The following is a 26,922-nucleotide window of genomic DNA, read 5'->3' as shown; positions in this document are numbered from 1 at the left end:
ATACAATATAAAAAAGTGATAGATCAATCTATCACTTTAATTATTATACTTATTTTGATTCATCTACTGATGAAATGTCTGTTAATACTCCATTTGCATCTGCATATGCTGTTATAACTGATGTATGTACACCATATTTGCAATATCCATTAGTTAATAATGAACCGTCATCTTGCATATAATATTGTTTTGAACCATCACGAACTAAACAATTAGTTACCATAACGCCTTGTTGATTAATAAAATACCATTTTCCATTGGTTAGTACCCATGAGTTGACTTCAACTTGATCAAAATCTGGTGTACTAACGCTCCAAGTTTTATCATATTGATTATAAGACCATCTAGAAGAATCTACATACTTTGAAGTAGTATAATTATTTGTAAACCTATAATCCCATGCCACTTTATCTTGTGCGTATGTAGTTTGAAAATTACATAGTAAAATATTAATTCCAATACTTAATGCACATAAAAACTTTAAAATATTTTTCTTCATATAATATCACCTCTATATACTTTTACCATATATACTATATGTTTACAATAATATTTTATTGTAAACTTTAACTCTGGCTCCAATAAAAAATACTCTAAGTTAACATAGGTACTTTTACTATACAACTGACCTATTCATAAATATCAAAGGTATCCTTACTAGATTAGATATTGCTAGCAACAATAGGCAAAATCACATGTAGAAGTTATAACTAAATATATTTTATATACTCTATATACTTTAAAATATCTTTGAAATACTAATATATAAATATAGCATCAACAGTAAGCATACCATTATTGGAATTATTAAATATAAAACTACTTCATAAGTATCTTAAATTATACAATAATATCACTTTTTCTTTTTAAGGCATCGGAAATCTCGGGTATACCTTTGTAAACCTCTGGAAATACCATTTATTTAATGCGCAGATCTTAAGCCATTAATAAATAAAAGCATGCCTACTGGAAGATTCATAATTTTCTAGTAAGCATGCTCAATTATTTATGACTATATATTTCACTTTTTTGTAACATCGAAAGTTCCTTTGCCGTATCTACTGTTATTTCATAATCTGTAGCATCATGTTCTGCTCCGTTAGATGTGTGTATTTTTGTACACAGTTCTCTATAGTCGTCATTTTCAGTAAAGCCATAGCCTTTAAATTTATTATACTGCTGGTCCTTAGCCCTCGCTAATCAATTCTTCTAATGCTTTTTTTACAGCCTTTTTACCATATTTCTTTATATGATAATAAATTAATAAATTGTAGTAATTAGTTAATGATTCTTTACTTGGAGAGCCGTTACAAGTTACAGTTATATTTCTGTAATTAATTCTCTTAGGCATGTTATCTGTCTCCTTAATCTAGCTTACATAAATAGTGTTTAACTTAAAAAAAATTATTCAATTTATCTCTATTATTCTTCTTTTTTTAGCATTTCGATTAACATTTCTCTTTGTTCAAAAGTCAATCTTTTGTATACTATTTGTGCTAATATACGAGAATATTTTTTTTCTACTTCTTCTTTTCCCTCTTTAGTAGATGGTAGAACTAAAAATACTTTAGACATATTTCACCTCCATAAGTTATCCACACATAATGTGAATTATTTTGTTACTGTATTACTATCATTACTTTTTTTCTTAATTTTAAGAATCACTCTCTTCATTCTCTTCCTCCTTATTCAAAAGTTCGTTAATAGGAATGTTTAGAGCCCTTGATATTTTAGTAACTGTTTCAATTCATTAATTTTTCTTTGCTTTCCTTTTTAGTAAATATCCTTTCGTCATCTTTGTATTTTCGTACAAAATAAGCAGGTTTCGTGCAACTAGTTTTTTTTAATTCATTAGTTACTTCACATCGAATTCCGTAATGCATATAAACGCCCTCTGTACTATTTATCTGTTTATTATCAATCATCCACTTATCTTAATTAGATCTTTACATTTCACTTATTAGTTCTTCTAGTGCTATTCTTACAGGATCCGTTCCATACCTTTCAACTAAAAAATCAATTAGTATGCTATAGTAATTCATTAGAGCCTGTTCACTAGGAGCTCCATTACATATTACTGTGAATTCATCATAATTAATTCGTTTTGCCATATCTCATTTATCTAACTCCTTAAATAATACTAACTTAAGAGTTATTATCTTCACTTACTGGATATATATTCATAAAAGGTCACCATTGTAATTATTACATTAATATAATTTTTATTAAGATTTACATTACTTTCTTATAAATACTTGCTATAACGCATTTATCTTCTCCAATAACATGGTATACACTATTGTCTACACGCTTAACGCTATAGATAGTCACCTCATCAAATGTAGACTTCTTTTTTAACTCATTTATGAAACTTCCTTGATAACCTTTAATAAGTTCATTTTGAGTTAAAGTTTGAACCACTTTCTCCGACCCTATAATATTGCCCTTAGAATCAAGTACGGTATATATCATTGCATCGCCAAAACTTTCCTCAAAGAAATTATCCATATCCGCTTTTGCTTTTGGGTTAGAATCAATTGCTTTCCATATATAAGAACTCACACAGTTGAACAATGGCATTTCCCACTCCGGACAGTCCATGAAATCCCTGCACCTTCCTTTTTTCCATCTGTATTCTATATGATGTATTATAAATCTATCAGTTATTGATTTTTGTCCGTTCTCCTTTCTGTCGCAACAATGCTTTATTCTTTTAGCATTATTTTCTGAACCGCTCACTATCTGAATTATTTCATGATCTGAGAAATATTTATCTAGCAATGGAATATATGAATGAATCAACAAAGCTCCATAATGAAATATCTCTTTTTCTAAACTTTCTATATATTCATTTAGTACCTCTGAATAGTCTTCATAATATTGTCTTCTATCTGCTGTTAAATTTAGTTCTAACATTTTCTTAGTTCTTTTCCTGTCTTCATATAACTCATTTAACTTTACATATATTTTTCTTAATTTAAACTTTGCCTTTATGACACTGTTACTTATAACAAGTCTATCGTTTCCTTTTGCTTCATCATTAAAAACTCTACATATTCTTCCATAATCCTTATCAGAAAAAAACGCCTTAAGTTCCTCTTCTGTTTTTTTACTTCTTTCTTCTGCTAATTGTTCTTTACTTTTAAACTCTGTTATCATAATAACATTCGCTCCTATTCCATTTATAAGGAGACTGAATATCCCAATCCCCTCTCTTAAATTAAAATCTTTATTCTACATCTAAATAAACTCTATAATATCTACCACTTTTAGCTGGTCTACTTATTTTTTTGATTGTTGATGTTTCCAATAATATTTTAATAATTTTATCCTTTTCTTTTTCTATCTCATAACTAATTTGTAGCTTCACCATTTTTAACACCATCCTTATACTATTGATTCTAAATAAGAACTATCAATGGAACATCTTCTAAGAATTTAAGATTAGTTGCGCTTGCTATAATACCCTTTTTGAAATAATACCTACAGAGCGCCGTATAATAATTTGTAAATTCCGAATCCAATTTATCTATTAATTCTACCTGATTTGGTACAGCCTCACTTAATTCATCTATTGACTCAAATAAAGTCTTTCTCAATAAATTTAATTCACTATCAGCACATACTTCATCACGTTCTTTATCTTCCTGAATATGATTAAATTCATTTTCTATAACATTATTTATTAATTTCCTCATTTTTTCCATTCTCATATACATATCCTCCTAAATTCTCTTGACTTTTTGGGAGGTATTGCTATAAAATTTAAGTTGCGAAGTTAAATTTTTATAACAATACCACTGTGATGAATGTTCAAGTATCTATTCATCGCTTTTTTTTAACTTTATATCTCCTGCCAATACCTTTCCTACAATTATTTTCACTTGGATTTGTGCTTTTAAGTATTTATCTCCTACTCTTAATATTAAAAATTCTAATTTCTCATTTTCTTTCATATACCGCCTCCTAAAATCTTCATTTTTTCTTCTTCAATCATCCTTAGGCTTTCTTCGAAAATTTCCGCCGCCAACTTTATAGAATCTTTTTTGATCTCAAAGTACTTAATCTCACTTCCGAAATAGTTTTGTATATTGTTTAATGTTTTCATGTAACCTGCTTTCACTTCTCTTTGAATATCATCTAATTCATCTAATGCCAATTTTCACACCCCCTATTGCTCATAATTACTAATCCTAAATTTACTGCCCTCCCATCTGAAAGATAATGTTTTTTTAGTTGAATTTCTGCATTTCTTAATCAATATATTTACACACTTTGGATTTATTGTAGCGTCCTTTGAGTTATAATCTACTTTAATATCTTGTTGTGCTCCTGGATCATCTAATATTGTATTTCTATACACTCCTAGCACGGTATCAGAATCCCTAAACACGCTGGCACTATCTGCAATGTCTGTATCTGATAATTTTTCATATGGTTTATAGTTATCTGAATTTCTCTTCTCTGCTGCCTGCGTCGCTTGTGCAAGAATTACTATAGGCAAGTTCAATGTATTGGCTAATGCCTTTAACTTTTGAGTTATTTGTGCTATTCTCATCCTTTCCTCGTTTGCATTAACACCTTGTATTAGCGATATATAATCAATAAAAACAATATCCACATTACTTTTTATTTTTTCAACCTGTATTTTAGATATTATGTCACCTAGATTCCTAGTATCATAGATTGATATATACTGATTTATTTGAGATGCTGTTGTAAGGATTTTTACTAACTGTTCATCTAACAATTCACCTTTATTTAGATATTTTACTTTCCTATGTTCTATATCAGTTAGATTAGATACTAGCCTGTCCATAACTTGCGTATATGTCATTTCCAAACTGAAATACATTACTTTCTTTTTGCTATGCCTTGCTATATTCAAGGCTAATTGCCCAGCTACAGTTGTCTTTCCTACTCCAGAAAATGCAAAGATTGTTATCAATTCTGCTTTTGAAAATCCATGTATTGCAGCATCCAACTTCCACAGTCCAGTTTTAATAGCATTATCTTCTTCATTCTCTCCGATATATAACTTTTCTTTTGCTTCTAAATATCCCCTTAAGCACTCTTCTTGTGTTCTTTCTATATCCGTCTTTTTTTGAACCGACAATATCTGCTCTTGGACTAAATTAAGAAGTTCCTTAGGTTCTAGTTCCTGTTTTAATTCTATGATTTTAGATATCCCCACAACGTCCCTCTTAAGTCTGTAGTTCTTTAGAATATTTACATAAGCGTTTAGTTGACTAATACTTATTAAGCACCCTGAAACCTCTGTTATATAACTTGTACCACCGACCTTATCAAGTATTTTTTTCTTTTTGCAATATTCTACTAGAAGTAATAAGTCAATGTTATTTTTTTCTTTATAAGTATCACTAATTGCTTTATATAACACCTGATGCCTATTGGAATAAAAATCTTCTGGCCTTACTTGGAGACTTTCGAGAATCATAACTCCGTCTCTTGTCATACCTCCTGCTAGTACAGATTGCTCTACCTCATGGCTCTTAAGTAAATCTATATTAATATTCAACATATCACCTTCTAATCTATATAACTATCGTAGTTAACCACTTTCTTAGTTTGTATGCTTTTCTTCTTATGATCCTCGTAGTTAACCTTATTACTACCATCATTCATAAATGTACTTATTCCATTACTTCTGCTAAGAAAATCTTTTAAGCCCCATTTGTAATTAAAGTAATATCCATCATCCTTCAGAATCTCATTATAGGTTTCTATAGCTCGTACAATTTCTTCTTCCGAATATTTCTTTAAAGCATTTTCTATTGCTTTCTCAATATCCTTATTTAAAGATTTGTGTACTATTATTTTTTTACTGTTCCAATGGCTATATATATTATTAGATATATTTTTAGATATATTTCTAGATGATGTATCCTTAACCGTATCCCCAACTGTATCCCCAACCGTATCTTGATTGTCTATGATATCAGTATTTCTCATGCTTTTACCGTATTCTGAACCGTATCCCAAACCGTTCTCTGAACCGTATCCTGTTTCTATTAAAAATATTATGCTTTTTTGGTTCTTTGCTTTGCTTCTATGAATCCATGCGATAAAGCCTTCACGTTCTAAATCTAACAATATTCTCTGCAACTTCCTTCTACTTACATTACATTCATTTTCAACAACTGAATAACTAAAGTAACATTCATTTCTTTTTAGACCTTGGTAATCATCTTGATAATTAGTTTTAAATATAATCCAAGAAAGAACCATATATTTATCTTTATCATCAAAGAATACCTTCCTTACTGTTCCATCAAACCTTCTAAAGAATATATTTTCATTTCCATTCAAGCAACCACCTACTATCTGAATGCTTTCTTAAAGAACCGTAATCCCTCAAATGTTGGTTGCTTATTAAACATTTTACAAACACAAATATATTGATCTATTAGCCTTAAATTCATATGCAATAATTCTCCTTTACATTTCTATTATGTGATTTAGACTGCTTGCCACTTGTTTAAATGCATTTATTTGTGTTTCCAATGATTTAATTTTGCCTTTTAGCTCTGCTATCTCCAAATCTTTTCTTAGACTTCCATCATTGGTCTCAATTCCTAAATATCTATCAATCTCTGATTTCTCTATTAAATACTCCGTTCCACTTTTAACTGCTTTAATTTTCCCTTTTCTTATTTCGTTTCTCACTGTTGCAGATGGCTTATTTATTATTTCTGCAACCTCGCTAACTTTATAAACTAATGCTTTGTTCACTTTTATATACCTCCACATAATTTCCTATAGACATTGCGCCTGTTTTAGATGTGATATTTTTAGATATGCACATTTCAAGTTTTAGAATTGAATAGACTTGATTCATTGATTTTTATAGTCTAACTCGAAAAGTTACTTTTGTTAAAAACTTTCTAAAAAAATTTTGAATTTATATTTTTTCTAAATTCACACATAGCATAACTCGATTTTTATAAAAATAGCATTAAATAAAAAATATTTTTATTTTTCTTCATCTGAAAAGAATAATTCTTCTACTGAAGCGTTTAATTTCTTAGAAATCTTTTTCATTAATTCAATACTTGGATTTTGAGCTTTCCCATTTTCTAAAAGCCTAAGATATTCTCTTGAAATACCAATTTCTTTAGCAAACACCCCTGCCTTATATCCAGCGCCTACTCTTAAACCTTTAATTCTATATTTCATTTTGCACCTCCTTGCTAGTGACAAATGTCATTTGTTATTTAAATTTTACTTTGCAAAACTTCATTTGTCAATGCTATGCTTTATAAAAACTTTTTGACAAATGTCATTTGTTATTTCATAATATATTTAGGAGGTATTTATTATGGTAAATGAAAATATAAAAAAGGCACGTGAAGCCGCTGGCATAAGCCAAAGGGAATTAGGACGTAGAATTAATAAAACCGGCCAATATATCTCTTATTTAGAGAAAAATCCAAAATCAAACCCTAGCATTGTTGTTTTAAGTGATATAGCTACTGCTCTAAATATTCCACTTTCTTATTTAATAGAGACCCAAGAAACATTGACAAATAAAATCATAAGGACATTAGAAATAAATTTTGATGCTGATGCTGAAAATACTTTAGAGTTAATATGCGAGCTTGCAGACATAGATCCTGAAGTAATTGATGAAGCTTTAAAATATAATGAAGATATCTCAGAAAGTTATCTTTCAAAAATGATAAGCATTATTTATAATGATAATCCTGATTTATTTACTAATTTTTACATAGAAAACAAAAACTTAATTAATAGTAATTACCTTATTTGTGCACAAACTTGTGATGAAATACTAAAAAGACTCAAATTAAAAGGAGTTTTAGATGAAGATAATAAAATAAAAACATGTCCCAAGGAACGAATGCAAAATGTTTTAGTTTCTAATAGAATAGTGCAAAATTCTTTACTTTACAGCTTTGTATTATCAGTACTTATCTCTAAATATCATACTAATTCAATTCAAGATTTAATTAATAAACTTAAATTTGATAATATAGAACAATTAGCGGCCTTAATTACAAATGATGCTGGAAAATATATATTGTCTGCAGTTAATGCTAGTTTTGAAAGTTTAAAAGAAGATCCTAATGATTTGAGCTTTAGCATGGATGCTCTTAATTCTGAAATTGAAAACTACAATTCTTATAATAGTGCGCTTTTGAGTAATATAAAGTCTATTGTGTATGCTGAAAATAAAGAAAGCGAATAACTTAAAGTTATAAGTGATTACGAAATAACATTCCCATATTAAATGTGGTTACTTTATCAATAATCTTAGCAACCACAAACAATGCATTAGTTAATACTAAAACAATATTTAGAAAAGGATTTCGATATACTAAAAATTAATAGATTAACGCTTAATACTGATATTAGTATCAAGAATATGTCCTTAAGGTTTTCAGAACATTAAAAGCTTATATCAGATTAAGTTAAAATCCATTTAGGAAAGGTGGTATTTATGGCAAGTTATAAGCAATTATCCAAGTATAATTGGAAAGTAGATATCCCTTTAGTATATGAGAACGGCAAACGACAAAGAGTTATAAAACAAGGATTTAAAACAAAAAAAGATGCTGAAAAATTTGCTACAGAAACATTAGCACAAAAGAATAGAGGTTATATTGCCTCTACAGAGAGTAATGTACTTTTTAAAGATTTTATAAATAAATGGTTTAACGAATATAAAGTAAATACAATTAGCACTAACACTATAACTAATTATAGATCAAGAATAGATACTCATATAATCCCTAAATTAGGTCATCACAAACTAAATAAAATTACTAATATGATTGTTCAAGATTTTTATAATAGCCTCATTAACGAAGGCGCTAAGGCTTCCAGTGCCAAAAAAATCATGGAAACATTAAATAATTGTTTAAAGTACGCACAAAAAAATAAACTTATATATAACTTACCAACAGATATTGAAAGAGTCAAAACCGAAAAGCCTAAAGTTGAATTCTGGAGCAAAGATGAAATTGACTTTTTCTTAAATGAAATAAAAGATACCTATCTTTATACTCCAATTCTAATCGAACTATTTACAGGATTAAGAATTGGTGAATTATGTGGGTTACGCTGGTGTGATATTAATTTTAAAACGAAATATTTAACTGTTACCCACCAGGTCATATATGATAGAACCACTAAAAAGTTAATATTTACAGATAAATTAAAGACACCGACAAGTCATAGAAAAATGAGTTTACCTGAAATATTAATTGATCACTTACAAAGTATCAAAGGAGAAGCTCTTAAAACTGATTTTGTTATATTAAGCCGTGAAGGATCCATGTGCAATCCTAGAAACTTATCTATGAATTTTACTGGTGAGATTTCAAAATATAAGGATTCATTAAATGATAAAATGAAATCACAGCCTAATAAAGATCTAGGAAATTATAGGTCCTTAAAGCAGATAACATTTCATGCCCTCAGACATACCCATGCTACTTTATTAATATTTAATGGTGAAAATATTAAAGTTGTATCCGAAAGACTTGGGCATAAGAGTATATCTGAAACATTAGATACCTATACTCATGTTATGGATGATATGAGAGATAATACTGCTGCATTACTAGATAATATATTTAAATATAAACCTCTTAATGATGATAATAAATAACTCTAATTTGTGGTCACTTTTAGTCATCTTTTTACGTCGTATAAACTTTTGGTCATCATTTCGTCACTTTTTTAATAAATAAAAATGGCTTAACCATTGCAGTTAAGCCATTCTTCTTTGTACATTGGTACTCCCAGCGGGAATCGAACCCACATCTATCCCTTAGGAGGGGATTGTTCTATCCATTTAACTATAGGAGCATAATACTTAAATATTCTTTTTTTGTTTAATTTGTACTTATAAATTTTATTACAATTATTTGTCATTGTCAAATTAATAATTTATTTTTACATAAAAAAATAAATTATATTAGATATTAAATGTCTTATTACTAACCTTTCAAAAAATAAATTTTTCCATAAATACTTGATAAAATGTAAATACTGTAACTTATCCTTCTTCTAGCTCCATATAAACTAATAAACAAAAAACCTGAATATACTAAGCTAAAACTGTAAAAATAAAGCTTAAATACCCTCTATATGTATTTAAGCTTCATAGTTTTAAATTGTTTTAACTTTAAATTTTTTATTAACTCTAACTCTAAATATATCTACAATTTTAGTTATCAGAGGACTGGATGCTATTATTACTGCTAGCGATATGAGCCAATGACTTAATTGTATTTTAGTTAAGCTAAATATATATCTTCCTATTGGTGTTAAGAACCCTAACACTATTATCCCAAACATAGATAAACACATTATCGTTTTAAACTTAGTTAACGGTCTTGCGACTCTAAGCAATACCACCATACTAATTCCAGAAAACATTAGTACTGCTAAAGTTCTACTGTAATCCATTGGGAGATTCATTTGCATTGATATAATAAATGTTATAAGTATAAATATAGCAAGTAATATCCCGTTAGGAATACTAACAGTTAATATTCTTGTTAAAAATCCCTTTTTAACTCCACCCGTGCTAGGCAATAACGCCAAAAAGAATGATGGAATTCCTATAGCACAACTTCCCACTAATGACAACTGTATTGGAAGTATTGGATACTCTATAAATAATATTGAACATACAAATGATAGAATTATGCAAAATACAGTTTTGGATAAAAATAATTCTGATACTCTCTCCAAATTATTAATTTGCTTTCTTCCCTCTTCAAGAACTTTAGGGAGTGCAGTGAAATCAGATTTCATTAATACTAATTGCGCTACAGCTTTTGTTGCATCGGAACCATTTGCCATTGCAATGCCACAGTCAGATGATTTTAAAGCAAGTACATCATTCACTCCATCACCTGTCATTGCAACAGTATGCCCCATTTCCTGAAGAGCCAAAACGATTCTTTTCTTTTGATGTGGAGTAACTCTTCCAAAAACAGTTATTTCCTGAATCAAAGCCTTCAATTTTTCATTATCCTCTGGCAACTCTCTTGCATCCACATATTTTTCCCAGCCACTTAAGCCTGCTCTTCTTGCAACCTCTGAAACAGTAATAGGGCTATCTCCAGAAATAATTTTCACCACTACGCCTTGACTATCAAAGTACTTTAATACATCAGGTGCTGCTTCTCTTATGATATCCTCAATTAGCACTAGTGCTACACTTTCTACCTTACCTTCTAATTTTTCATTCAAATTGTTATGAAGATTTGCTAGTAATAAAACTCTTTTTCCTTTTCTAGCTTCTTCTTTAACTATTTCTTCTATTAACTGGTATTCCTTACCCAATATTATTTCTGGTGCACCAAGTACCCATGTCCCAAGCTTTTCAAAAGTAGCTCCGCTCCATTTTCTTTTAGATGAGAAGGCAATCTTGTCTAAAACTTTGATTTCCTTATCATATTCCTTATATTTTTCTAATATAGCTTTCTGAGTCGGATTATTGCTTGGCAAATTATTTATTAATGCCGCTAATACATGATCTATCTCTTCAGAACTTTTAGAACCAATATTCTTCACTTCTGACAATCTTAACTCTCCTTGAGTCAAAGTTCCTGTCTTATCTAAACAAAGTACATCAACTCTTGCTAATACTTCTGTAGCACTTAGTTCTTGAACTAAAGTATCATATTTAGATAGCTTTATAATTGACACTATAAATGTGGCACTCGTTAGTAATACTAATCCCTCTGGTATCATTCCTACAATTCCTGATACTGCTCCTATTAATGCATCCTGCCACGTATTCCCTGGTATTCTTAGTTGAGTTACTATTAATAATGCAGATAAAGGAGGTACAATCCATATTATTACTCTAAAAATTTTATCTATTGCTGCTTGTAGCTCTGAATTTATTATTTTAAATTGTTTAGCTTCCTCAGCAAGAGTAGATGAATATGTTTCTTTACCTACTTTTGTAACAATCGCATATCCCTCTCCAGATACCACGAAACTTCCAGATAACAATGTCTCTTTGTAATTTTTAGATATTGCATCGGCTTCTCCTGTTAACATAGACTCATCTATTTCTAATCCGTTACTATGCAAAACTTCTCCATCCGCCAATACCTGCATGCCGGTTTCTAGATAAATCACATCATCCAATACAATTTCTTCTATTGCAATCTCCTTTATTTCACCATCTCTAAGAACTTTTGCATGCGCAGAACTTATGACTGATAACTTTTCTAATGTGCGCTTAGCTTTAATTTCTTGAATCACTCCAATTAATGTATTTACTATTATAACGCCTACAAATATAGCATTCTTAGGTGATCCTGCTAGAATAATTATTGCTGCAAGCACAAAGTTTATTGCATTAAACCTTGTAAACAAATTAGCTCTTATTATTTGAGGCATAGTTCTTGATGGCGTTTTCGGAATGTGATTCACTTTTCCTTCTTTAATTCTCTGCTTAACTTCTTCAGATGTTAAACCAATTATAGCTTCAGCATCTTTCTCCTTCATATTCAACGTATTATTATTTAAATTCATCAAATTTCTCCTGCCTATGTAAATTATTTGCTATACTATTTCATAGAATTATCATTGTCTTATATATTATACATTTTTTAATATTATTTTACCCTAATTATTTACTTAATTTTAAATTAATTTTATTGAATTTTTAATAGGTATGTAATCTATTTAGTCTTTCAATATGTTAATTTTTATACTATACTGATTAGTGTAAAAATTAATATATTAAGGGTGTGTAATTTTTAATGTTAAGAACTATCTATTTTTATCTCGGATTAATAATAAGTCTTATATTTTCATCTATTTATAGAATTAGGATAAAAATCTTAACTAATAAAGGAGATATTGAAGGAAGAAAATGGTTCATTCATAAAGTAAGCCATTCTTGGGCAAAATTTATAATGAAAATATCGGGTGCAAAAATTAATGTTGTCGGTTTGGATAATCTTCCAAAAGATCAAACTGTATTATTTGTATCTAATCACCAAAGTAACTTTGATATTCCGTTGCTTCTAAGCTGCATTGACATTCCAAAAGGATTTATTGCAAAAAAGGAACTTGAAAAGCTACCTCTTATTAGTACTTGGATGAAATATATAAATTGCATTTTTATGGATAGAGATAACTTAAGAAAATCTGCTGAATCAATAGTTGAAGGTGTTAATTTATTAAAGTCTGGTTATTCAATGGTAATATTTCCAGAGGGTACTAGAAGCAAAGGTAAATCTGTGGACGAGTTTAAAAGTGGAAGCTTCAAATTAGCTACAAAATCCAAATGTCCTATAGTTCCACTGACTATAAACGGAACGTATAAACTCATGGAGGAAAATAATAACGCAATAAAAAGTGCTGATATAGAATTAGTAATACATCCTTTAATAGATGTTGCTACCCTAAATAAAGACGAGCTAGAAAAGCTGCCTGAAACCGTTCATTCTATCATATCTAGTGCTTGCAAGCTACACTAATATAAAAAAGCAAGTTGCCTTAAATTAGGCAGCTTATTTTTATACATTAATTTAAGTATATTTTATACTAAATGCTGCTAATAATATATTTAGATTATAATATCTTTTGACATGAATTTATCTATTGTGTTATAATAAATTCATTTGACTTATATATAAAACTTTAATATAAGTTATCGAAACAAAAATAACTAATTTTGAAACAAAGAAACGAGGATATTTAATGAATGATAATCAATTTGCTACATTAGGTCTTAAAGAGAGTATTGTTAAGGCAATATCAGACCTTGGTTTTACAAAACCATCTCAAATACAAGAACAAAGTATCCCTGTAACACTTAGTGGCGCTGATTTAATAGGGCAGGCACAAACTGGTACCGGAAAAACTGCAGCTTACAGCTTACCAATTATCACCAAGATGAGTGATAATAAGGGAATCAAATCTCTTATTTTAGCACCAACAAGAGAACTTGCTGTTCAAGTTAATGAGGAGATACAAAGACTTTCTAAATATGAGAAAATTGGAACTCTAGCTGTTTATGGTGGAGATTCAATCGAAAGACAAATCAGAGCACTAAGAAAAGGCGATGTCGATATTGTCGTTGGAACGCCTGGTAGAATATTAGATCTTGTAAAAAGAAAATGCCTTCATTTAGAAAGTATAGAATTTCTAGTACTAGATGAAGCTGACGAAATGCTTAACATGGGATTCATCGATGATATTCAAGAAATTCTTAGTCATACACCATCTGAAAGACAAACTTTGTTATTTTCAGCAACAATGCCTGATCCAATAGCAAAGTTGGCTAAAAAGTATATGAAACCAGATGCTAAACTTGTTAGTATTAAGAGGAGTTCATTAACTGTATCTAAAATTGAGCAAAGTTATTTTATGATTAATAATAAGCATAGATTAGAAGCTCTTTGTAGGTTACTTGATCTAGATAATCCTAGTTCGGCTATAATATTCTGCAGAACTAAAAGAGGTGTTGATGAGCTTGTACAAGAGCTACAATCAAAAGGTTATATGGTTGAAGGTATGCATGGAGATATGACACAAGCTCACAGATTAACTACTTTAAATAAATTTAAAGAAGGTACACTAAATCTATTAATAGCTACTGATGTTGCTGCTAGAGGTATAGATGTCGAAGGTGTGACTCATGTATTTAACTATGATTTACCTCAAGATGTAGAATCATATGTTCACAGAATTGGTAGAACTGGTAGAGCAAATAAAAGCGGTACAGCTTATTCTTTAGTAACTCCAAAGGATTTTTCAATGCTTAAACAAATTCAAAATGTTACTAAAAGTTCAATCACACAAAAGCCAGTTCCAACTGCAGAAGAAATTAATAATAAAAAATTTAAGGACATGATGTCAGAAGTTGAGAGTACTATTAAAGCTGGTGAGCTTACTAAGTTTATACCAAGTGCAATAGAATTGACTGAATCTTATGATGCAGTATCAGTTATTTCAGCCCTAATGAAAATGAAGTTTGAAAATGAAATTGTATTTGATTACAGTTCAAACAAATTAGAAGCGCCAAAAAAAGAAGATGTTCGTTTATTTTTCTCTGTCGGCAAAAGAGACGGTTTGACTCCAAAAGTATTAATTAATTATATTAAAGATATGACAAAAGTTAATGCTTCAGCAATTGGTCAAATAGACCTTATGGAAAACTTCTCATTTGTAACTGTTGATGAGTCTATATCTTCTAAAATATTAAAAAATTGTCCTGGTGGAAAAATTAATAAGAAGAAGGTTAATGTTGAAGTTGCTAATAAGCGTAAGAGATAATAAAACTTTTTATTCTTAATACTCTTACTTAAGGGAAGATTTAAATTTAGGTATAATGCCTAGAGCTTATCCTCCCTTTTTTGCTTTTATTATAAAAATAACTACTCTAAAAATAACATTAAAACATTTCATGCTATTCCTTATACATTACTGTATATCAGCATCATCTTGATAAGAATCCACATCTATTATATTCGCTGTATTTTCTAACGAATACTTTTTCTGCATTATTATACTAAGAACTCCATTATCAATACTTTTAAGTATCTGATTTGTGTCTATATCCTCAATATCATTAAATTTTTTATTATAAGCATTCTTAACAAGAGCAGTATTAGAAAATATCCCAAATCCACTTTTTTTAATTTCTAATCTATTTAGGTTTATATCTAATATTCCTGGATCATATCTTATGCTTAATTCTCTAAGATCAATACCTTTTAGATCTATAATTAGATGATACATATCATCATACCGATTAAGTTTTATAAAATCATTATATTCTTCTCTATTTCCTTCACTAGAAGAAATATCTTCATTATTTTTAGCAAATTCATTTATATCAAAGTTATCTAAAAATGAATGCATAATTCCACTTATCTTTTCTATATTGTTTGGATTAAAAACATTATCAAATCCAAAAGTAAAAATTTTAAACATATCTTCCTCCCAATATATTTCTTAACACTTATATAATATTTATAAACTTCCAATTTGTTTAAATCATTTATCTTAATTTTAGTTGTGTTTTTAACCTTTAATTAGTGTATCCATTTCTAAATATTACTTAATTTTTTAAGCTATATAATCTCATCGCTTTTTTAATACGCTCATATTCCAAAGTATTAATTTTTTAAAATTTGTATCAATACACTATTGATTAATTCCATATAAGATATTACAATATTTATTATATATAGGAGGATACTATAATGAAGCGCATTGATAAGATTTATAACTATATTTTAAAAAATTCTAAGAACTTTAATAAAGATAAATTTTTAGATCAAAAGGGGTTTAGCGCCCAAGAAATTGGCGAAGAATTAGATATACTAAGAAATAATGTTTCAAAAGAACTTAATATTCTCTGTAGAGAGAAGAAAATTATTAAAATAAAAAATAGGCCAGTTATGTATTTTGATAGGAGTTGCCTTGAAAATATACTATCTATAAAGCTACCTCAAGACTTAGATGAAATATTAGATATTAATATATTACTTTCTTCTCCTTCAAATGCATTTATTGAGAATAAGTCACCTTTTAACTATCTAATTGGTGCTAATACAAGTTTAAAAAATCAAATTGAACAAGCCAAAGCTGCACTGATGTACCCACCAAACGGATTACATACATTAATAATTGGTGGTACAGGCATTGGTAAAAGTTTATTTGCTAACATAATGTATGAATACTCTAAATATATAAAAAAGCTCTCAGAAGATGCTCCTTTCGTTGTTTTTAATTGTGCTGATTATGCTAATAATCCACAACTTCTTCTATCATATATTTTTGGACACATCAAAGATTCCTTTATAGGTGCCGATAAAGAGACAGACGGTATTGTTTCAAGAGCCGATGGAGGCATTTTACTCCTTGATGAAATACATAGATTGCCACATGAAGCTCAAGAAATGGTATTTCACTTCATGGATACAGGAACTTACAATAAACTTGGCGAAACAGGTAGCACTCGAAGAGCTAGTATACTATTAATAGGTTCCACAACGGAAGATCCCAATTCCACCTTACTTAATACTTTCACAAGAAAAATCCCAATAACTATAACTATTCCAAGTTTTGAAGAAAGACCAATTGATGATCAAATTGAGTTGATACACTATTTGTTATCAAATGAAGCCCAAAGAGTTAACAAAACTATTAAGATTTCAGCTGAAGCTATTGAAGCTTTAATAAGAAGTACATCTTACGGAAATGTTGGACAGCTTAAATTGAATATCCAATCAGCGTGTGCAAAAGGATTTTTAAACTGTATTAATACAGATGAATGTATTGATATAAATTTAAACTTATTCCCATCTAATATAAAAAACAAAATTTTAACTTTTAGTAATAAAGAAAAGGTTAATGTAACAGAATTGGATATAATCCCTAACACAATTACAATTCAACCCGATGGTGATAAAACTTTCTTAGAAACTGATGATTATAAACCACCTTTTAATATTTATAACATTATTGAGGATAAAACTTCTGCTCTTCATGAAGAAGGTATGAGCGATGATTATATAAAAGATTTTATAACTACTGATATCAATATTCATTTAAAGCAATTCTATTCTAGGCTTAAAAACGATACACATCGTCGTGAAGTCTTATTAAAAATTGTTAATAAGGATATTGTTGAATTTGTTGAAGAGATCAAAGCTCTGGCAGAATCCAGATTAAATAGAAAATTAAATGAAAGATTTATTTATGCAACAAGTCTACATTTTAGCGCTCTGTTTAATAGAATTAAGAAAAAAAATGATTCCTTTTCATCACATATTGATCTACAATTATCTATTAACAATAAAGAATATGATGTTGCAGCTGAAATTCATCAGTTGACCCAAAAACGTTATAATATGACTATTCCTCCAATTGAGGTTGATTATCTAGCATTGCTTTTGGCTTCAATACAAGAATCCGCTCACCAAGAAAGGGTTGGCATATTGGTTGCTTCTCATGGCTCGAGTACAGCAACAAGTATGGTTGCTGTTGCTAGAAAGCTCTTTGATGTTGATAATATTTTAGCTGTAGATATACCTCTTGAAATGATGCCTTGTGATATGTTACAAGTTATTACTGAAAAAGTCAAAATAGCCGATGAAGGCAAAGGAGTATTGCTTTTAGTAGATATGGGATCATTAAATAGCTTGAGTGATGTTATAAATGAACGTACTAACATTAATACTAAAATTTTAGATATGGTATCAACACAACTAGTTCTAGAGGCTGTTAGAACATGTTCCCTCTGCAATACAGATTTAAACTCTGTTTGTTCTTATCTAGTTAATGATTTTAAAGGATATGCAAATAATGTTATTACCGAATACTAAACTTTAGTAAATTCTGAATTTAGTATCAAAATCAGTTTGTAAATACTGGAATATATATTATTCCTAAAACAAAGTGTATTAAAATATTTATATAGTGTATTGCTCTTGTAAAATTTCAATTTATTAAATATAATCAAACTGTATCCTTCAACAGTATTCAATGTTCTCTGACACACTAATGAGGATGTTAATTGCTATATATTAGTATCTAAATAGTAATTAAAAGGTGGTAAAGTAGTGATTTCATTAATTATAGACATTTATAAAAATTTCTCAAAAAAAGCTTATCAAATCAGCAGAAATGATTTTCGGTACTCAAAAATGTAGACATAGTTATATTTAAATCAGGTGAGGATATAGGTAATCTAGTTGGAACATATATTAACACAATTTTTACCTTCAGGTGTTCAATCTCACATAGTTGATTAGAATAAAAAAATGTAGTTAATCTACATTTTTTTAACAAATTTAATCACTTACATTCAGATGATTATTTATTTTTTCTTTTGAAATCAGTTATTTTTTCTTTAAACTTTCTTACTTCCTCTTTTGTTTTATTTATTTCTATATGATCTAAATTACCTCTACCTAACCTATCTGAAAGAGAAACTAAGAAAATCTCATTTATATCTACATCTCTTAGCATGTCTCCTATATTTTGAAATTTCATATCTTTAGTTACAAATAAACTTTGCATATGCCATCTTACAAGCCCTCTTACTTCATCTATAAAGTTTTCTTCCATATTAAAATATGTAAGAAATTCTCTAGCCATTTCAGCTCCTACACTGTCGTGGTTATAAGATGTTAGTCTTCCTTTTCTTAATTTAGTAGTAGGTTTTTTACCTATATCATGCAATAGAAGTGCCCACATAAATACTCTTTTATCTCTGCTTCTTTCTCTATTTACTGCCCCTTGATCAATAACCATCATTGTATGTATAAAGACGTTCCCTTCCGGATGAAATTTAGGATTCTGATCAACATCTCGTAAGTCACTTATCATTGAAAATGGATAATTATCAAGATTATGATTTTTTAGTGCATTCTCTAAGTAAATAGATGGCTTATCATCGCTAATTAAATGCTCCTCAATATTTAAAAAAATTTCTTTTTCATTCATAATATACTCCTATTAGACATTTTCTACTGAACCAATAAACTTTATTTTAATTCAACAATATTAGTATATCTAATATCAAAATTATTAAACTCAAAAGTTTTTAAAAAGCTACTTTCAATATTAATACATTATTTATATATAGAAATAGTAGGTAAATCTATATCAAAACAGATCAACCTACTATTTTCTATATATTTTATTCTTATTGCTTACTGCAAGTTAGATTCCATATTAATTGGTGAATACTTTATTTCTATAAAGCTGCATTTCCTCTCTCACCTGTTCTAATTCTTATAGCATCTGCAATATCAATTATAAATATTTTTCCGTCTCCAACTTCACCAGTCCTAGCAATTGAAGTAATAAGTTCAATTACGTCTTCTACCTTGTCATCTTCTACAACTATTTTAACTTCTATCTTTGGTAATACATTTGTTGTTATTTCAGTACCCCTATGATATTCCTTCCAGCCACGTTGTTGTCCGCATCCCATAACTTGACTTATAGTAACACCATTTATATTTTTATTCTTTAATGCTTCTTTAACTTCTTCAAGCTTCGAAGGTCTTACAATAGCTTCTACTCTTTTCATAATATACTTCCTCCCTAATCATCTATATAATGTATAATATTATTTTAACAATATATATCTAAAAATTATACAACTAATTTTTATACAAATACTTTATTACAATATATACATTACACAATACTATAAAGTTTCATGGATATATTAATTAATATTTAGTCTAATCCAGTAAACGCTGGGTATGCTGTTTCACCATGCTCAGCGACATCAAGACCATCAGCTTCTTCTGCACTTTCAACTCTAATAGTCATAAATAACTTCATAACTTTCAAGATAATAAATGTCATAACCGCTGCAAAAACTATTGTTATTGCTATACCTTCTATTTGAGCTATTAAAAGCTTAATATCTCCAAAGAAAAGACCATTCCATTGTGCTACAGAGTTTATTGCTGTTTGTCCAAATAGACCTGTTGCAATACCTCCCCAAACTCCTCCAATTCCATGACATCCAAAGGCATCTAATGCATCATCATATCCGAATTTAGATTTAACTGCAGTCATGAAGAAGAAACATATTGGAGATACTATAGCTCCTATTATAATTGAACTCCAAAGAGGAACGAATCCAGCCGCGGGTGTTATTGCAACTAATCCTACAACTGCTCCTGTTGCAGCTCCAAGTATTGTTGGCTTTCCATGTTTTATTTTCTCAATTAGCATCCATGAAAGTAGTGCTGACGCTGCCGCAGTATTTGTTGTCATGAAAGCATGAACTGCAAGTGGACCAGCATTTAATGCACTACCTGCATTAAATCCAAACCAACCAAACCAAAGTAATGCTGCTCCAAGAACTACAAATGGAATATTGTGTGGCTTATATGACATCATACCATATCCACGTCTTTTACCTAATACAATACAAGCTACAAGTCCTGAAACTCCTGAACTTATATGAACTACATCTCCACCAGCAAAATCAACTGCTCCTAAAGAGTTTATTAATCCGCCTGAACCCCACACCATATGTGCTAGTGGGTAGTATACTAAAATTGACCACAATGCTATGAATATAAATAGTGCTGAGAATCTCATTCTTCCTACTAAAGATCCTGTTATAAGAGCCGGAGTGATTATTGCAAACATCATTTGAAATGCTGCAAAAAGCTCATGTGGTATAGTAGGTGCATACGATGAAGGATCTCCACCTACTCCATTAAATCCAAAAAAGTTAAGTCCTCCTATTACTCCTCCAATATTATCTCCAAATGATAGTGAGTAGCCTATTAAAACCCACATTACAGATGCTAATCCACAAATAAAGAATGAAGACATTAACGTATTTAAAACGTTTTTTCTACGAACCATTCCACCATAAAAGAATGCAAGTCCTGGTGTCATTAAAAGTACAAGTGCTGAACAAATCAATATAAAACTGCTATCGCCAAAATTAATTTCCATAAAAAATCCCCCTTAAAAATAGTAAGTTTAAGATATAAATTGCTAATTAACATCTTGAAATTACTTAAATTTTTTCAAATAACTGTTAATAGAGAGATAACTGCGCACATTATCTAAAAATGAATTTAATATTCTCTTATAATTATAATTATAATTTTTATAAATGAAAAAAGGTGCTTGAGAAATATACTTACGATTATATTTCTCAAACACCATTGTTCTTATTGATAGTATATTATCTCCATATAAAATTGTCAACATTTTTTTCAAAGGAGATTTAATTTTGTTTAACATCTAATCAAAAACACTTAAGGTATTAATTATTATTTTTTTTATGTTTTCATGTTTAATTGGCATTTCCTCATTTGTTCCTATTAATTGAATTAAATTTACGAGATCTCTTAACTTACTTATGTTATACCAATTTTGAGTAAGTTTATAATCTGAAAATTTATTATACTCATATTCAAATGCCTCAACTAAATTTCTATTAAAATATTCTTCATATCTAAAGAACTGTCCTATGTCTGCTAAAGGGTGCCCCGCCATTGCAAGCTCCCAATCTAATATACCTGCTAGTATTTTATTTTTTATTATTATATTAGTGCCCTGAAAATCGCCATGAACAAGCCTAGGATCTTTATCTAAATCTCTTAATGCTTTTTCATTCTCCCTAATCACACGATTAATGCTATTTATAATAGTTTTTCCTAAACGCTTCTTAGCTATATCTCCCATGAAGCTTTCATAGCTGGAAACAAGTGGTGGTAGTTCTTCTCTTATATGTAAGCATTCATCTAAAGCCCCAACCTTAGAAAACTTATAGCTATGTATTTTAGCTAAAGCCCTTGCAACGTCTCTAACAAAACTATCCTCTAAACTATAACCTTCTCTTATAGCTTGCCCTATGGTTTGTCCCTCAATATATTCATAAATGGCATATTCTCTGTTTCCAATATCCTCATCTTCACTTACTCTATATGCTTCTGGTACAAGTACGAATTTAGAGTTTTTTAAGAAATTTAATAATTTAATTTCTTTCTTATAATCTTGCCCCTTTATAAAAAATATTTTTAATATATATTTTTTTTCTAGATTATTAGATTCAACAATATAATTTGTAGTCCTGCACCCAGAATCTATTGGTATAATATTATTAATGTCACACTCTTTCAATATACCTTTAAATAACTTTTTAATCGTTGCACTACTAACTTCCAAAAATGGAAATGTTCTTTCCCATCTATATTCCATGCCTTACCTCTTTATTTATTCAGCTTATTGCTTATAATCAAAATTAAATAAAAATATTCTCAAACAAAAGTTCTTTATAAGTCCAATTCCTTTTAAGTAAAATATTAAAATTTACGACAATATCTAAACAATATATTTTTACTATTTCCTTGGAAATAATCCACTAGGATGCTTCTAATTCCTTTACATAATCATAAGCTTTCTCTATTGCTTCTGTTTTAGTTTCGTATATATGACTTACTCCAATTTTAACTGCAAACCCCATCTTATCTAGTACTTTCATAGGTTGATTTTGTACATGTGTTAAGCAAAGTTTTATATTCAACTCATTACAATGTTTAAGTAATCTAGTTAATGCATCTATTGCAGATGCATCTATTGCGTGAGTATGTCTCATGTCTAAAATTACAACCCCCACTGAAGATTCAATTTCCTTCATTTTATCAAAAAACTCATGTACTACTCCAAAGAACATCGGACCATTTACTTGATATACGCGTATCCTTCCATCTGCTTTTTCTAGTACAGTATTAGTATCCTTATCGAAAACCTTCTCCTCTACCAAATCTCTAATTTCAGTAGTATCAGATACTCTCTTCATAAATAAAAACATAGTCATAATCATTCCAATTCCTATTGCTATAACCAAATCAAATATAACCGTACATGTAAATGTAAGTAATAATACAATAACATCACTTTTAGGTGCCTTTAATAATGATTTAAACACTTTCCATTGACTCATATTATAAGCAACTATTATCAAAATTGCTGAAAGTACGGACATTGGTATCATCCTTGCAAGTGGCATCAAAATTAACATAGTAGCTAACAATGTTATAGAATGTACCATCCCTGATATTGGACTTCTTCCATTTGATTTTACATTAGCAGCAGTCCTTGCAATCGCACCTGTAGCAGGTATTCCACCAAATATTCCACATGTAATATTAGCTAAACCTTGAGCTATGAGTTCCATATTTGAATCATGCTTATCTGATATCATTCCATCCGCTACGGTTGCTGATAATAGTGATTCTAATGCTGCCAGTATAGCAATAGTAATAGATGGAGCAATCAATTTATTTATTACATCCATATCTATCTTTGGGAACATGGGCATTGGTAATGTTGATGATATCTCTTGAAACCTACTTCCTATAGTCTCTACTGGTATATTAAATATTTTCACAAAAATAGTAGCGACAATTAGCGCAATCATTGATCCAGGTATTGTCTTGCTAACTTTAGGCCAAAATATCATTATAAAAATACAGCTTATACCTATTATTAGCGACCACCTATTTAGCGTTCCTATATTGGTAAGATAACTTTTCCATTTTGCAAAAAACTCTGCTGGAACATTTTCAATGTTCAATGCTAAAAAATCTTTGACTTCAGTGGATACCAGCGTTACTGCTATACCAGCAGTAAATCCTATTGTTATTGTCTGGGGTATGTACTTAATTAATGAACCAAACTTTAAAATCCCCATTATTATTAATATAATTCCAGCCATTATCGTTGCTACAACAAGTCCACCTATACCATACTCTTGAATAATAGAATAAATTATAACGACAAAAGCCGCTGTAGGTCCACCTATTTGAACTTTACTTCCACCTAAGAGTGAAATAATAAATCCTGCAAATATTGCTGTCGTAAGCCCTTTCTCTGGAGATACTCCCGATGATATTCCAAGTGCTATTGACAACGGTAATGCTATTACAGCTACAATAACGCCAGCTATAATATCCTTCATAACTTGCTCTCTAGTAATTTCCTTGTTCTTAATCATAGAAAAGAACTTAGGCATCATTTCTAATCACTTCCTTATTAAATTTGTCAGTCTCTATCTTACTCCTAAATTTTAAAGTAGTCAAAATACCCATGTCATTGCTACATTACTAGACGAATTTATAGAGAAATTAATCTAAAGTGATTTTTTATTGAAGCCAATTCATTTAACTTATAACAATTATCTATAATATAATTATACTTTTTTATCACAGTTATGTTAAATACTTAATATTTTATCTATCTTACTTTCTAATCCTTTTGTGATATTCATTAATGGCAATCTAACTTCATCAGAATCTATTATACCTAGTCTCTTTAGGCTGTACTTAAGAGGTGTTGGATTTGGTTCTGAAAATAATAGCGGTATCATTTTATATAGAGAATTCCATTTTTTTAGTGCAGCTTGATGATCATTAGCCTTAGCTAAGTTATATACCTCAATAAAATCTTTAGTATTTAAATGTGCTGATGCCATTATTCCGCCTTGTCCTCCAAGCATAAGCGTCGTATAAAAATACATATCTTCACCTGTTAAGATGGAAAAATCTTTTGGAGGATTCATTAATAGTTCAGTTGTTTGCTTCATGCTTCCACAGCAGTCTTTTATTCCTATTATGTTTTTTAACTGAGATAATACATGCACAGTTTCATTTTCAATATTAGCTCCAGTTCTATATGGTATATTATAAAGTACTATATCCAAATCAGTTGATTCTGATATACTTTTAAAGTGCTCATAAATACCTCTTTGATCTGGTCTCGAATAATATGGTGTAACTGATAGTATTCCATTCACTTTATGCTTTTCTACTAATTTTAGCTTTTTAATTACTTCACTTGTATTATTGCCGCCTAATCCTACGTATACTGGAACTCTATTCTTATTATATTCAACAGTTTTTTCTAAAATTTCTTCATATTCATTCTCTAGTATTGTAGGTGATTCTCCTGTAGTTGCAAGTGGTATAATTCCATTTACTCCTTCTTCTACGTAATGATTAATCATTCTTTCGTAAGATTTAAAATCTACCTTTCCATCTTTAAATGGTGTTAATAATGGTACTAGAACTCCTTCAACCTTTGCCAACTTCTCCAACTCCTCAAATCTATTTTATTAAATAAGAAAACCCGTTAGCATATATACCAACGGGTAGAGTTAACCGCATAAAACTTGTACAAAACTAAAACATAATAATATCATAACTATAACATTATTATCTATAGCTTCACCAAATCCTTGTAGCTCTCCACTTTCGTGACAGTTATGCATATATTTTATGCATACCCAGAAATAAATTTTTGCATAATCTAAATCTTCGGCTATAATACCTTTCTTTATTAGTCAACGTTTGCCAACTCATAATAAATACTCTTTATTAATAGCACCTCTACCTTAGGTTTTCGTTATTATATTATTAAAATTATATCATTTAATTAACTACTTGTAAATAAAATAGCATCTATCACTTTGCCAAATAACATAATTATTACTAATATTATTATCGGCTTTATAATCTTCGCTCCACTTTTAATTGCAAAATGTGCCCCTAAATAATTTCCTAAACTAGCACATATAGCTGCAGGTATACCTATCATAAATAAAACCTTGCCATTTAATATATAAGCTATTAGTGCTGCAAAATTAGATGCCAAATTCACTATCTTAGCATTACCAGACGCAGTTATAAGATTGAATCCTAAAAACGATGTGAAAGCTAAAACTAAAAATGTTCCTGTTCCCGGACCAAAAAATCCATCATAAGCTCCTATTAGTAAACCTATTATTCCTGCCACTAAATAAAACTTCCTATATTCTACTTTCTTTTCGTTATTTTCTACTCCAATTCTTCTGTTAAACAAAAGAAAAATTGCAACAATAGGTAAAATGATAATAAGACAGTATTGCAAATACTTTTCATCCAGTAACAATACTAATTGCGTTCCAAACCAAGATCCTATAATAGCACCTATAGCTGAAATTAATGCTGGTTTAATTTTTATATTACCACTACTTAAAAATTTTATGGAAGCCGCAAATGTTCCAATACCATTTGCAAACTTATTGGTTCCATATGCCATATGTATTGGCATTCCAGCAAAAATATATGCTGGCAAAGAGATTATTCCCCCTCCACCTGCAACAGCATCCACGAAACCTGCGCAAAATACTAATGGGCATATGATGAGCAATGTTATATTATATGAATACATAACCTCTCCTAACGACAATAAGTTAATTATATCTTCTATAAAAATAATTAACTTATTACGACCTTAATAAAACTAAAATAAAAAAGATAGTTATTACAACTATCTTTTGCTTACCTCGCAACGTCCTACTCTGCCACACAGTCTCCCATGCAGTACCATCGGCGCTATAGACCTTAACTTTCCTGT

28 protein-coding genes, 1 tRNA gene, 1 pseudogene and 1 riboswitch are annotated in these 26,922 nt (G+C 29.5%); of the genes and pseudogenes, 5 read left to right on the top strand and 25 right to left on the bottom strand.

Going from position 1 to position 26,922, the window contains the following annotated elements; all coding sequences use genetic code 11:
- Positions 1-49: 49 nt before the first annotated feature.
- From ACJDTP_RS09235 to ACJDTP_RS09165, 15 genes and pseudogenes are all read right to left on the bottom strand, one after another.
- On the bottom strand, positions 50-499 hold the full coding sequence (locus tag ACJDTP_RS09235; protein WP_406760988.1) for a hypothetical protein: 450 nt from the start codon (positions 497-499) through the stop codon (positions 50-52).
- Positions 500-1,002: 503 nt separating this feature from the next.
- Positions 1,003-1,161: pseudogene (locus ACJDTP_RS09230) on the bottom strand (antA/AntB antirepressor family protein); the annotation flags it as partial.
- 25 nt (positions 1,162-1,186) lie between these two features.
- Positions 1,187-1,351, bottom strand: a complete 165-nt coding sequence (locus ACJDTP_RS09225; RefSeq protein ID WP_406760987.1) for a hypothetical protein — start codon at positions 1,349-1,351, stop codon at positions 1,187-1,189.
- Positions 1,352-1,422: 71 nt separating this feature from the next.
- Positions 1,423-1,575, bottom strand: a complete 153-nt coding sequence (locus tag ACJDTP_RS09220) for a hypothetical protein (RefSeq protein WP_406760986.1) — start codon at positions 1,573-1,575, stop codon at positions 1,423-1,425.
- A gap of 167 nt (positions 1,576-1,742) precedes the next feature.
- A complete protein-coding gene (locus ACJDTP_RS09215) occupies positions 1,743-1,883 on the bottom strand; it encodes a hypothetical protein (protein WP_406760985.1) in 141 nt (46 codons plus the stop codon).
- A 63-nt stretch (positions 1,884-1,946) separates the two neighbouring features.
- On the bottom strand, positions 1,947-2,111 hold the full coding sequence (locus ACJDTP_RS09210; RefSeq protein ID WP_406760984.1) for a hypothetical protein: 165 nt from the start codon (positions 2,109-2,111) through the stop codon (positions 1,947-1,949).
- A 121-nt stretch (positions 2,112-2,232) separates the two neighbouring features.
- A complete protein-coding gene (locus ACJDTP_RS09205; RefSeq protein ID WP_406760983.1) occupies positions 2,233-3,159 on the bottom strand; it encodes a hypothetical protein in 927 nt (308 codons plus the stop codon).
- Positions 3,160-3,229: 70 nt separating this feature from the next.
- Positions 3,230-3,373, bottom strand: a complete 144-nt coding sequence (locus tag ACJDTP_RS09200; protein WP_406760982.1) for a hypothetical protein — start codon at positions 3,371-3,373, stop codon at positions 3,230-3,232.
- A gap of 28 nt (positions 3,374-3,401) precedes the next feature.
- The gene (locus ACJDTP_RS09195) at positions 3,402-3,713 is read right to left on the bottom strand and encodes a hypothetical protein (RefSeq protein ID WP_406760981.1); all 312 of its coding nucleotides are present in this window, start codon (positions 3,711-3,713) and stop codon (positions 3,402-3,404) included.
- Between the two features lie 108 nt (positions 3,714-3,821).
- Positions 3,822-3,956: a hypothetical protein gene (locus ACJDTP_RS09190; RefSeq protein WP_406760980.1), complete on the bottom strand. Its 135-nt coding sequence runs from the start codon at positions 3,954-3,956 to the stop codon at positions 3,822-3,824.
- Positions 3,953-4,159, bottom strand: a complete 207-nt coding sequence (locus ACJDTP_RS09185) for a hypothetical protein (RefSeq protein WP_406760979.1) — start codon at positions 4,157-4,159, stop codon at positions 3,953-3,955. Before ACJDTP_RS09185 ends, ACJDTP_RS09190 begins: the two co-directional genes overlap by 4 nt.
- A 12-nt stretch (positions 4,160-4,171) precedes the next feature.
- Positions 4,172-5,542 carry a replicative DNA helicase gene (locus ACJDTP_RS09180; RefSeq protein WP_406760978.1) on the bottom strand — a complete coding sequence of 457 codons (1,371 nt, stop codon included), beginning with the start codon at positions 5,540-5,542 and terminating at the stop codon, positions 4,172-4,174.
- An 8-nt stretch (positions 5,543-5,550) separates the two neighbouring features.
- A complete protein-coding gene (locus ACJDTP_RS09175; protein ID WP_406760977.1) occupies positions 5,551-6,330 on the bottom strand; it encodes a hypothetical protein in 780 nt (259 codons plus the stop codon).
- A gap of 129 nt (positions 6,331-6,459) precedes the next feature.
- A complete protein-coding gene (locus tag ACJDTP_RS09170) occupies positions 6,460-6,753 on the bottom strand; it encodes a helix-turn-helix domain-containing protein (RefSeq protein ID WP_406760976.1) in 294 nt (97 codons plus the stop codon).
- Positions 6,754-6,993: 240 nt separating this feature from the next.
- Complete coding sequence (locus tag ACJDTP_RS09165) at positions 6,994-7,197, bottom strand: helix-turn-helix transcriptional regulator (protein ID WP_406760975.1); 204 nt, start codon at positions 7,195-7,197, stop codon at positions 6,994-6,996.
- A gap of 142 nt (positions 7,198-7,339) precedes the next feature.
- Here ACJDTP_RS09165 and ACJDTP_RS09160 point away from each other — a divergent pair, with 142 nt between their 5' ends.
- Together ACJDTP_RS09160 and ACJDTP_RS09155 are read left to right on the top strand one after the other, a co-directional pair.
- Positions 7,340-8,227, top strand: a complete 888-nt coding sequence (locus ACJDTP_RS09160; protein WP_406760974.1) for a helix-turn-helix domain-containing protein — start codon at positions 7,340-7,342, stop codon at positions 8,225-8,227.
- A 252-nt stretch (positions 8,228-8,479) separates the two neighbouring features.
- Positions 8,480-9,652: a tyrosine-type recombinase/integrase gene (locus tag ACJDTP_RS09155; protein WP_406760973.1), complete on the top strand. Its 1,173-nt coding sequence runs from the start codon at positions 8,480-8,482 to the stop codon at positions 9,650-9,652.
- A 125-nt stretch (positions 9,653-9,777) separates the two neighbouring features.
- Here the strand turns inward: ACJDTP_RS09155 and ACJDTP_RS09150 are convergent.
- Positions 9,778-9,852, bottom strand: a tRNA-Arg gene (locus ACJDTP_RS09150).
- A gap of 303 nt (positions 9,853-10,155) precedes the next feature.
- On the bottom strand, positions 10,156-12,546 hold the full coding sequence (locus tag ACJDTP_RS09145) for a cation-translocating P-type ATPase (RefSeq protein WP_406760972.1): 2,391 nt from the start codon (positions 12,544-12,546) through the stop codon (positions 10,156-10,158).
- Positions 12,547-12,776: 230 nt separating this feature from the next.
- Here ACJDTP_RS09145 and ACJDTP_RS09140 point away from each other — a divergent pair, with 230 nt between their 5' ends.
- Both ACJDTP_RS09140 and ACJDTP_RS09135 read left to right on the top strand, forming a co-directional pair.
- The gene (locus ACJDTP_RS09140; protein ID WP_103698986.1) at positions 12,777-13,499 is read left to right on the top strand and encodes a lysophospholipid acyltransferase family protein; all 723 of its coding nucleotides are present in this window, start codon (positions 12,777-12,779) and stop codon (positions 13,497-13,499) included.
- A gap of 223 nt (positions 13,500-13,722) precedes the next feature.
- Positions 13,723-15,300, top strand: coding sequence for a DEAD/DEAH box helicase (locus ACJDTP_RS09135; protein WP_264646490.1), 1,578 nt, complete (start codon positions 13,723-13,725; stop codon positions 15,298-15,300).
- A gap of 147 nt (positions 15,301-15,447) precedes the next feature.
- Here the strand turns inward: ACJDTP_RS09135 and ACJDTP_RS09130 are convergent, their stop codons facing one another.
- On the bottom strand, positions 15,448-15,960 hold the full coding sequence (locus ACJDTP_RS09130; RefSeq protein WP_406760971.1) for an Hsp20/alpha crystallin family protein: 513 nt from the start codon (positions 15,958-15,960) through the stop codon (positions 15,448-15,450).
- Positions 15,961-16,232: 272 nt separating this feature from the next.
- Between ACJDTP_RS09130 and ACJDTP_RS09125 the strand changes: the two genes are divergently transcribed.
- The gene (locus ACJDTP_RS09125) at positions 16,233-18,359 is read left to right on the top strand and encodes a sigma-54-dependent transcriptional regulator (protein ID WP_406760970.1); all 2,127 of its coding nucleotides are present in this window, start codon (positions 16,233-16,235) and stop codon (positions 18,357-18,359) included.
- Between the two features lie 490 nt (positions 18,360-18,849).
- On the opposite strand, the gene ACJDTP_RS09120 is transcribed toward ACJDTP_RS09125, so the two are convergent.
- The 7 genes from ACJDTP_RS09120 to ACJDTP_RS09090 all read right to left on the bottom strand — a co-directional run bounded on the left by ACJDTP_RS09120 (position 18,850) and on the right by ACJDTP_RS09090 (position 26,736).
- Entirely contained in the window at positions 18,850-19,482 is a 633-nt protein-coding gene (locus ACJDTP_RS09120) for an HDIG domain-containing metalloprotein (RefSeq protein WP_406760969.1), read from the bottom strand.
- 253 nt (positions 19,483-19,735) lie between these two features.
- Positions 19,736-20,074, bottom strand: a complete 339-nt coding sequence (locus tag ACJDTP_RS09115; protein ID WP_077838511.1) for a P-II family nitrogen regulator — start codon at positions 20,072-20,074, stop codon at positions 19,736-19,738.
- 152 nt (positions 20,075-20,226) lie between these two features.
- Positions 20,227-21,471, bottom strand: coding sequence for an ammonium transporter (locus ACJDTP_RS09110; RefSeq protein WP_406760968.1), 1,245 nt, complete (start codon positions 21,469-21,471; stop codon positions 20,227-20,229).
- Positions 21,472-21,765: 294 nt separating this feature from the next.
- Complete coding sequence (locus ACJDTP_RS09105; RefSeq protein ID WP_406760967.1) at positions 21,766-22,725, bottom strand: phosphotransferase family protein; 960 nt, start codon at positions 22,723-22,725, stop codon at positions 21,766-21,768.
- A 163-nt stretch (positions 22,726-22,888) separates the two neighbouring features.
- A complete protein-coding gene (locus ACJDTP_RS09100) occupies positions 22,889-24,544 on the bottom strand; it encodes a SulP family inorganic anion transporter (protein WP_406760966.1) in 1,656 nt (551 codons plus the stop codon).
- A gap of 198 nt (positions 24,545-24,742) precedes the next feature.
- Positions 24,743-25,612, bottom strand: coding sequence for a 4-hydroxy-tetrahydrodipicolinate synthase (gene dapA / locus ACJDTP_RS09095; RefSeq protein WP_017212343.1), 870 nt, complete (start codon positions 25,610-25,612; stop codon positions 24,743-24,745).
- 145 nt (positions 25,613-25,757) lie between these two features.
- Positions 25,758-25,924, bottom strand: a riboswitch (Lysine riboswitch).
- Positions 25,925-25,959: 35 nt separating this feature from the next.
- Complete coding sequence (locus ACJDTP_RS09090) at positions 25,960-26,736, bottom strand: sulfite exporter TauE/SafE family protein (protein ID WP_406760965.1); 777 nt, start codon at positions 26,734-26,736, stop codon at positions 25,960-25,962.
- Between the last annotated feature and the right edge of the window lie 186 nt (positions 26,737-26,922).

Origin of the sequence: Candidatus Clostridium helianthi (genome assembly GCF_045310795.1) — a bacterium.
GTDB classification, from domain to species: Bacteria; Bacillota; Clostridia; order Clostridiales; family Clostridiaceae; genus Clostridium; species Clostridium helianthi.
The sequence above is the reverse complement of the archived record's forward strand: the minus strand, read 5'-3'. Positions and strand labels throughout refer to the sequence as shown.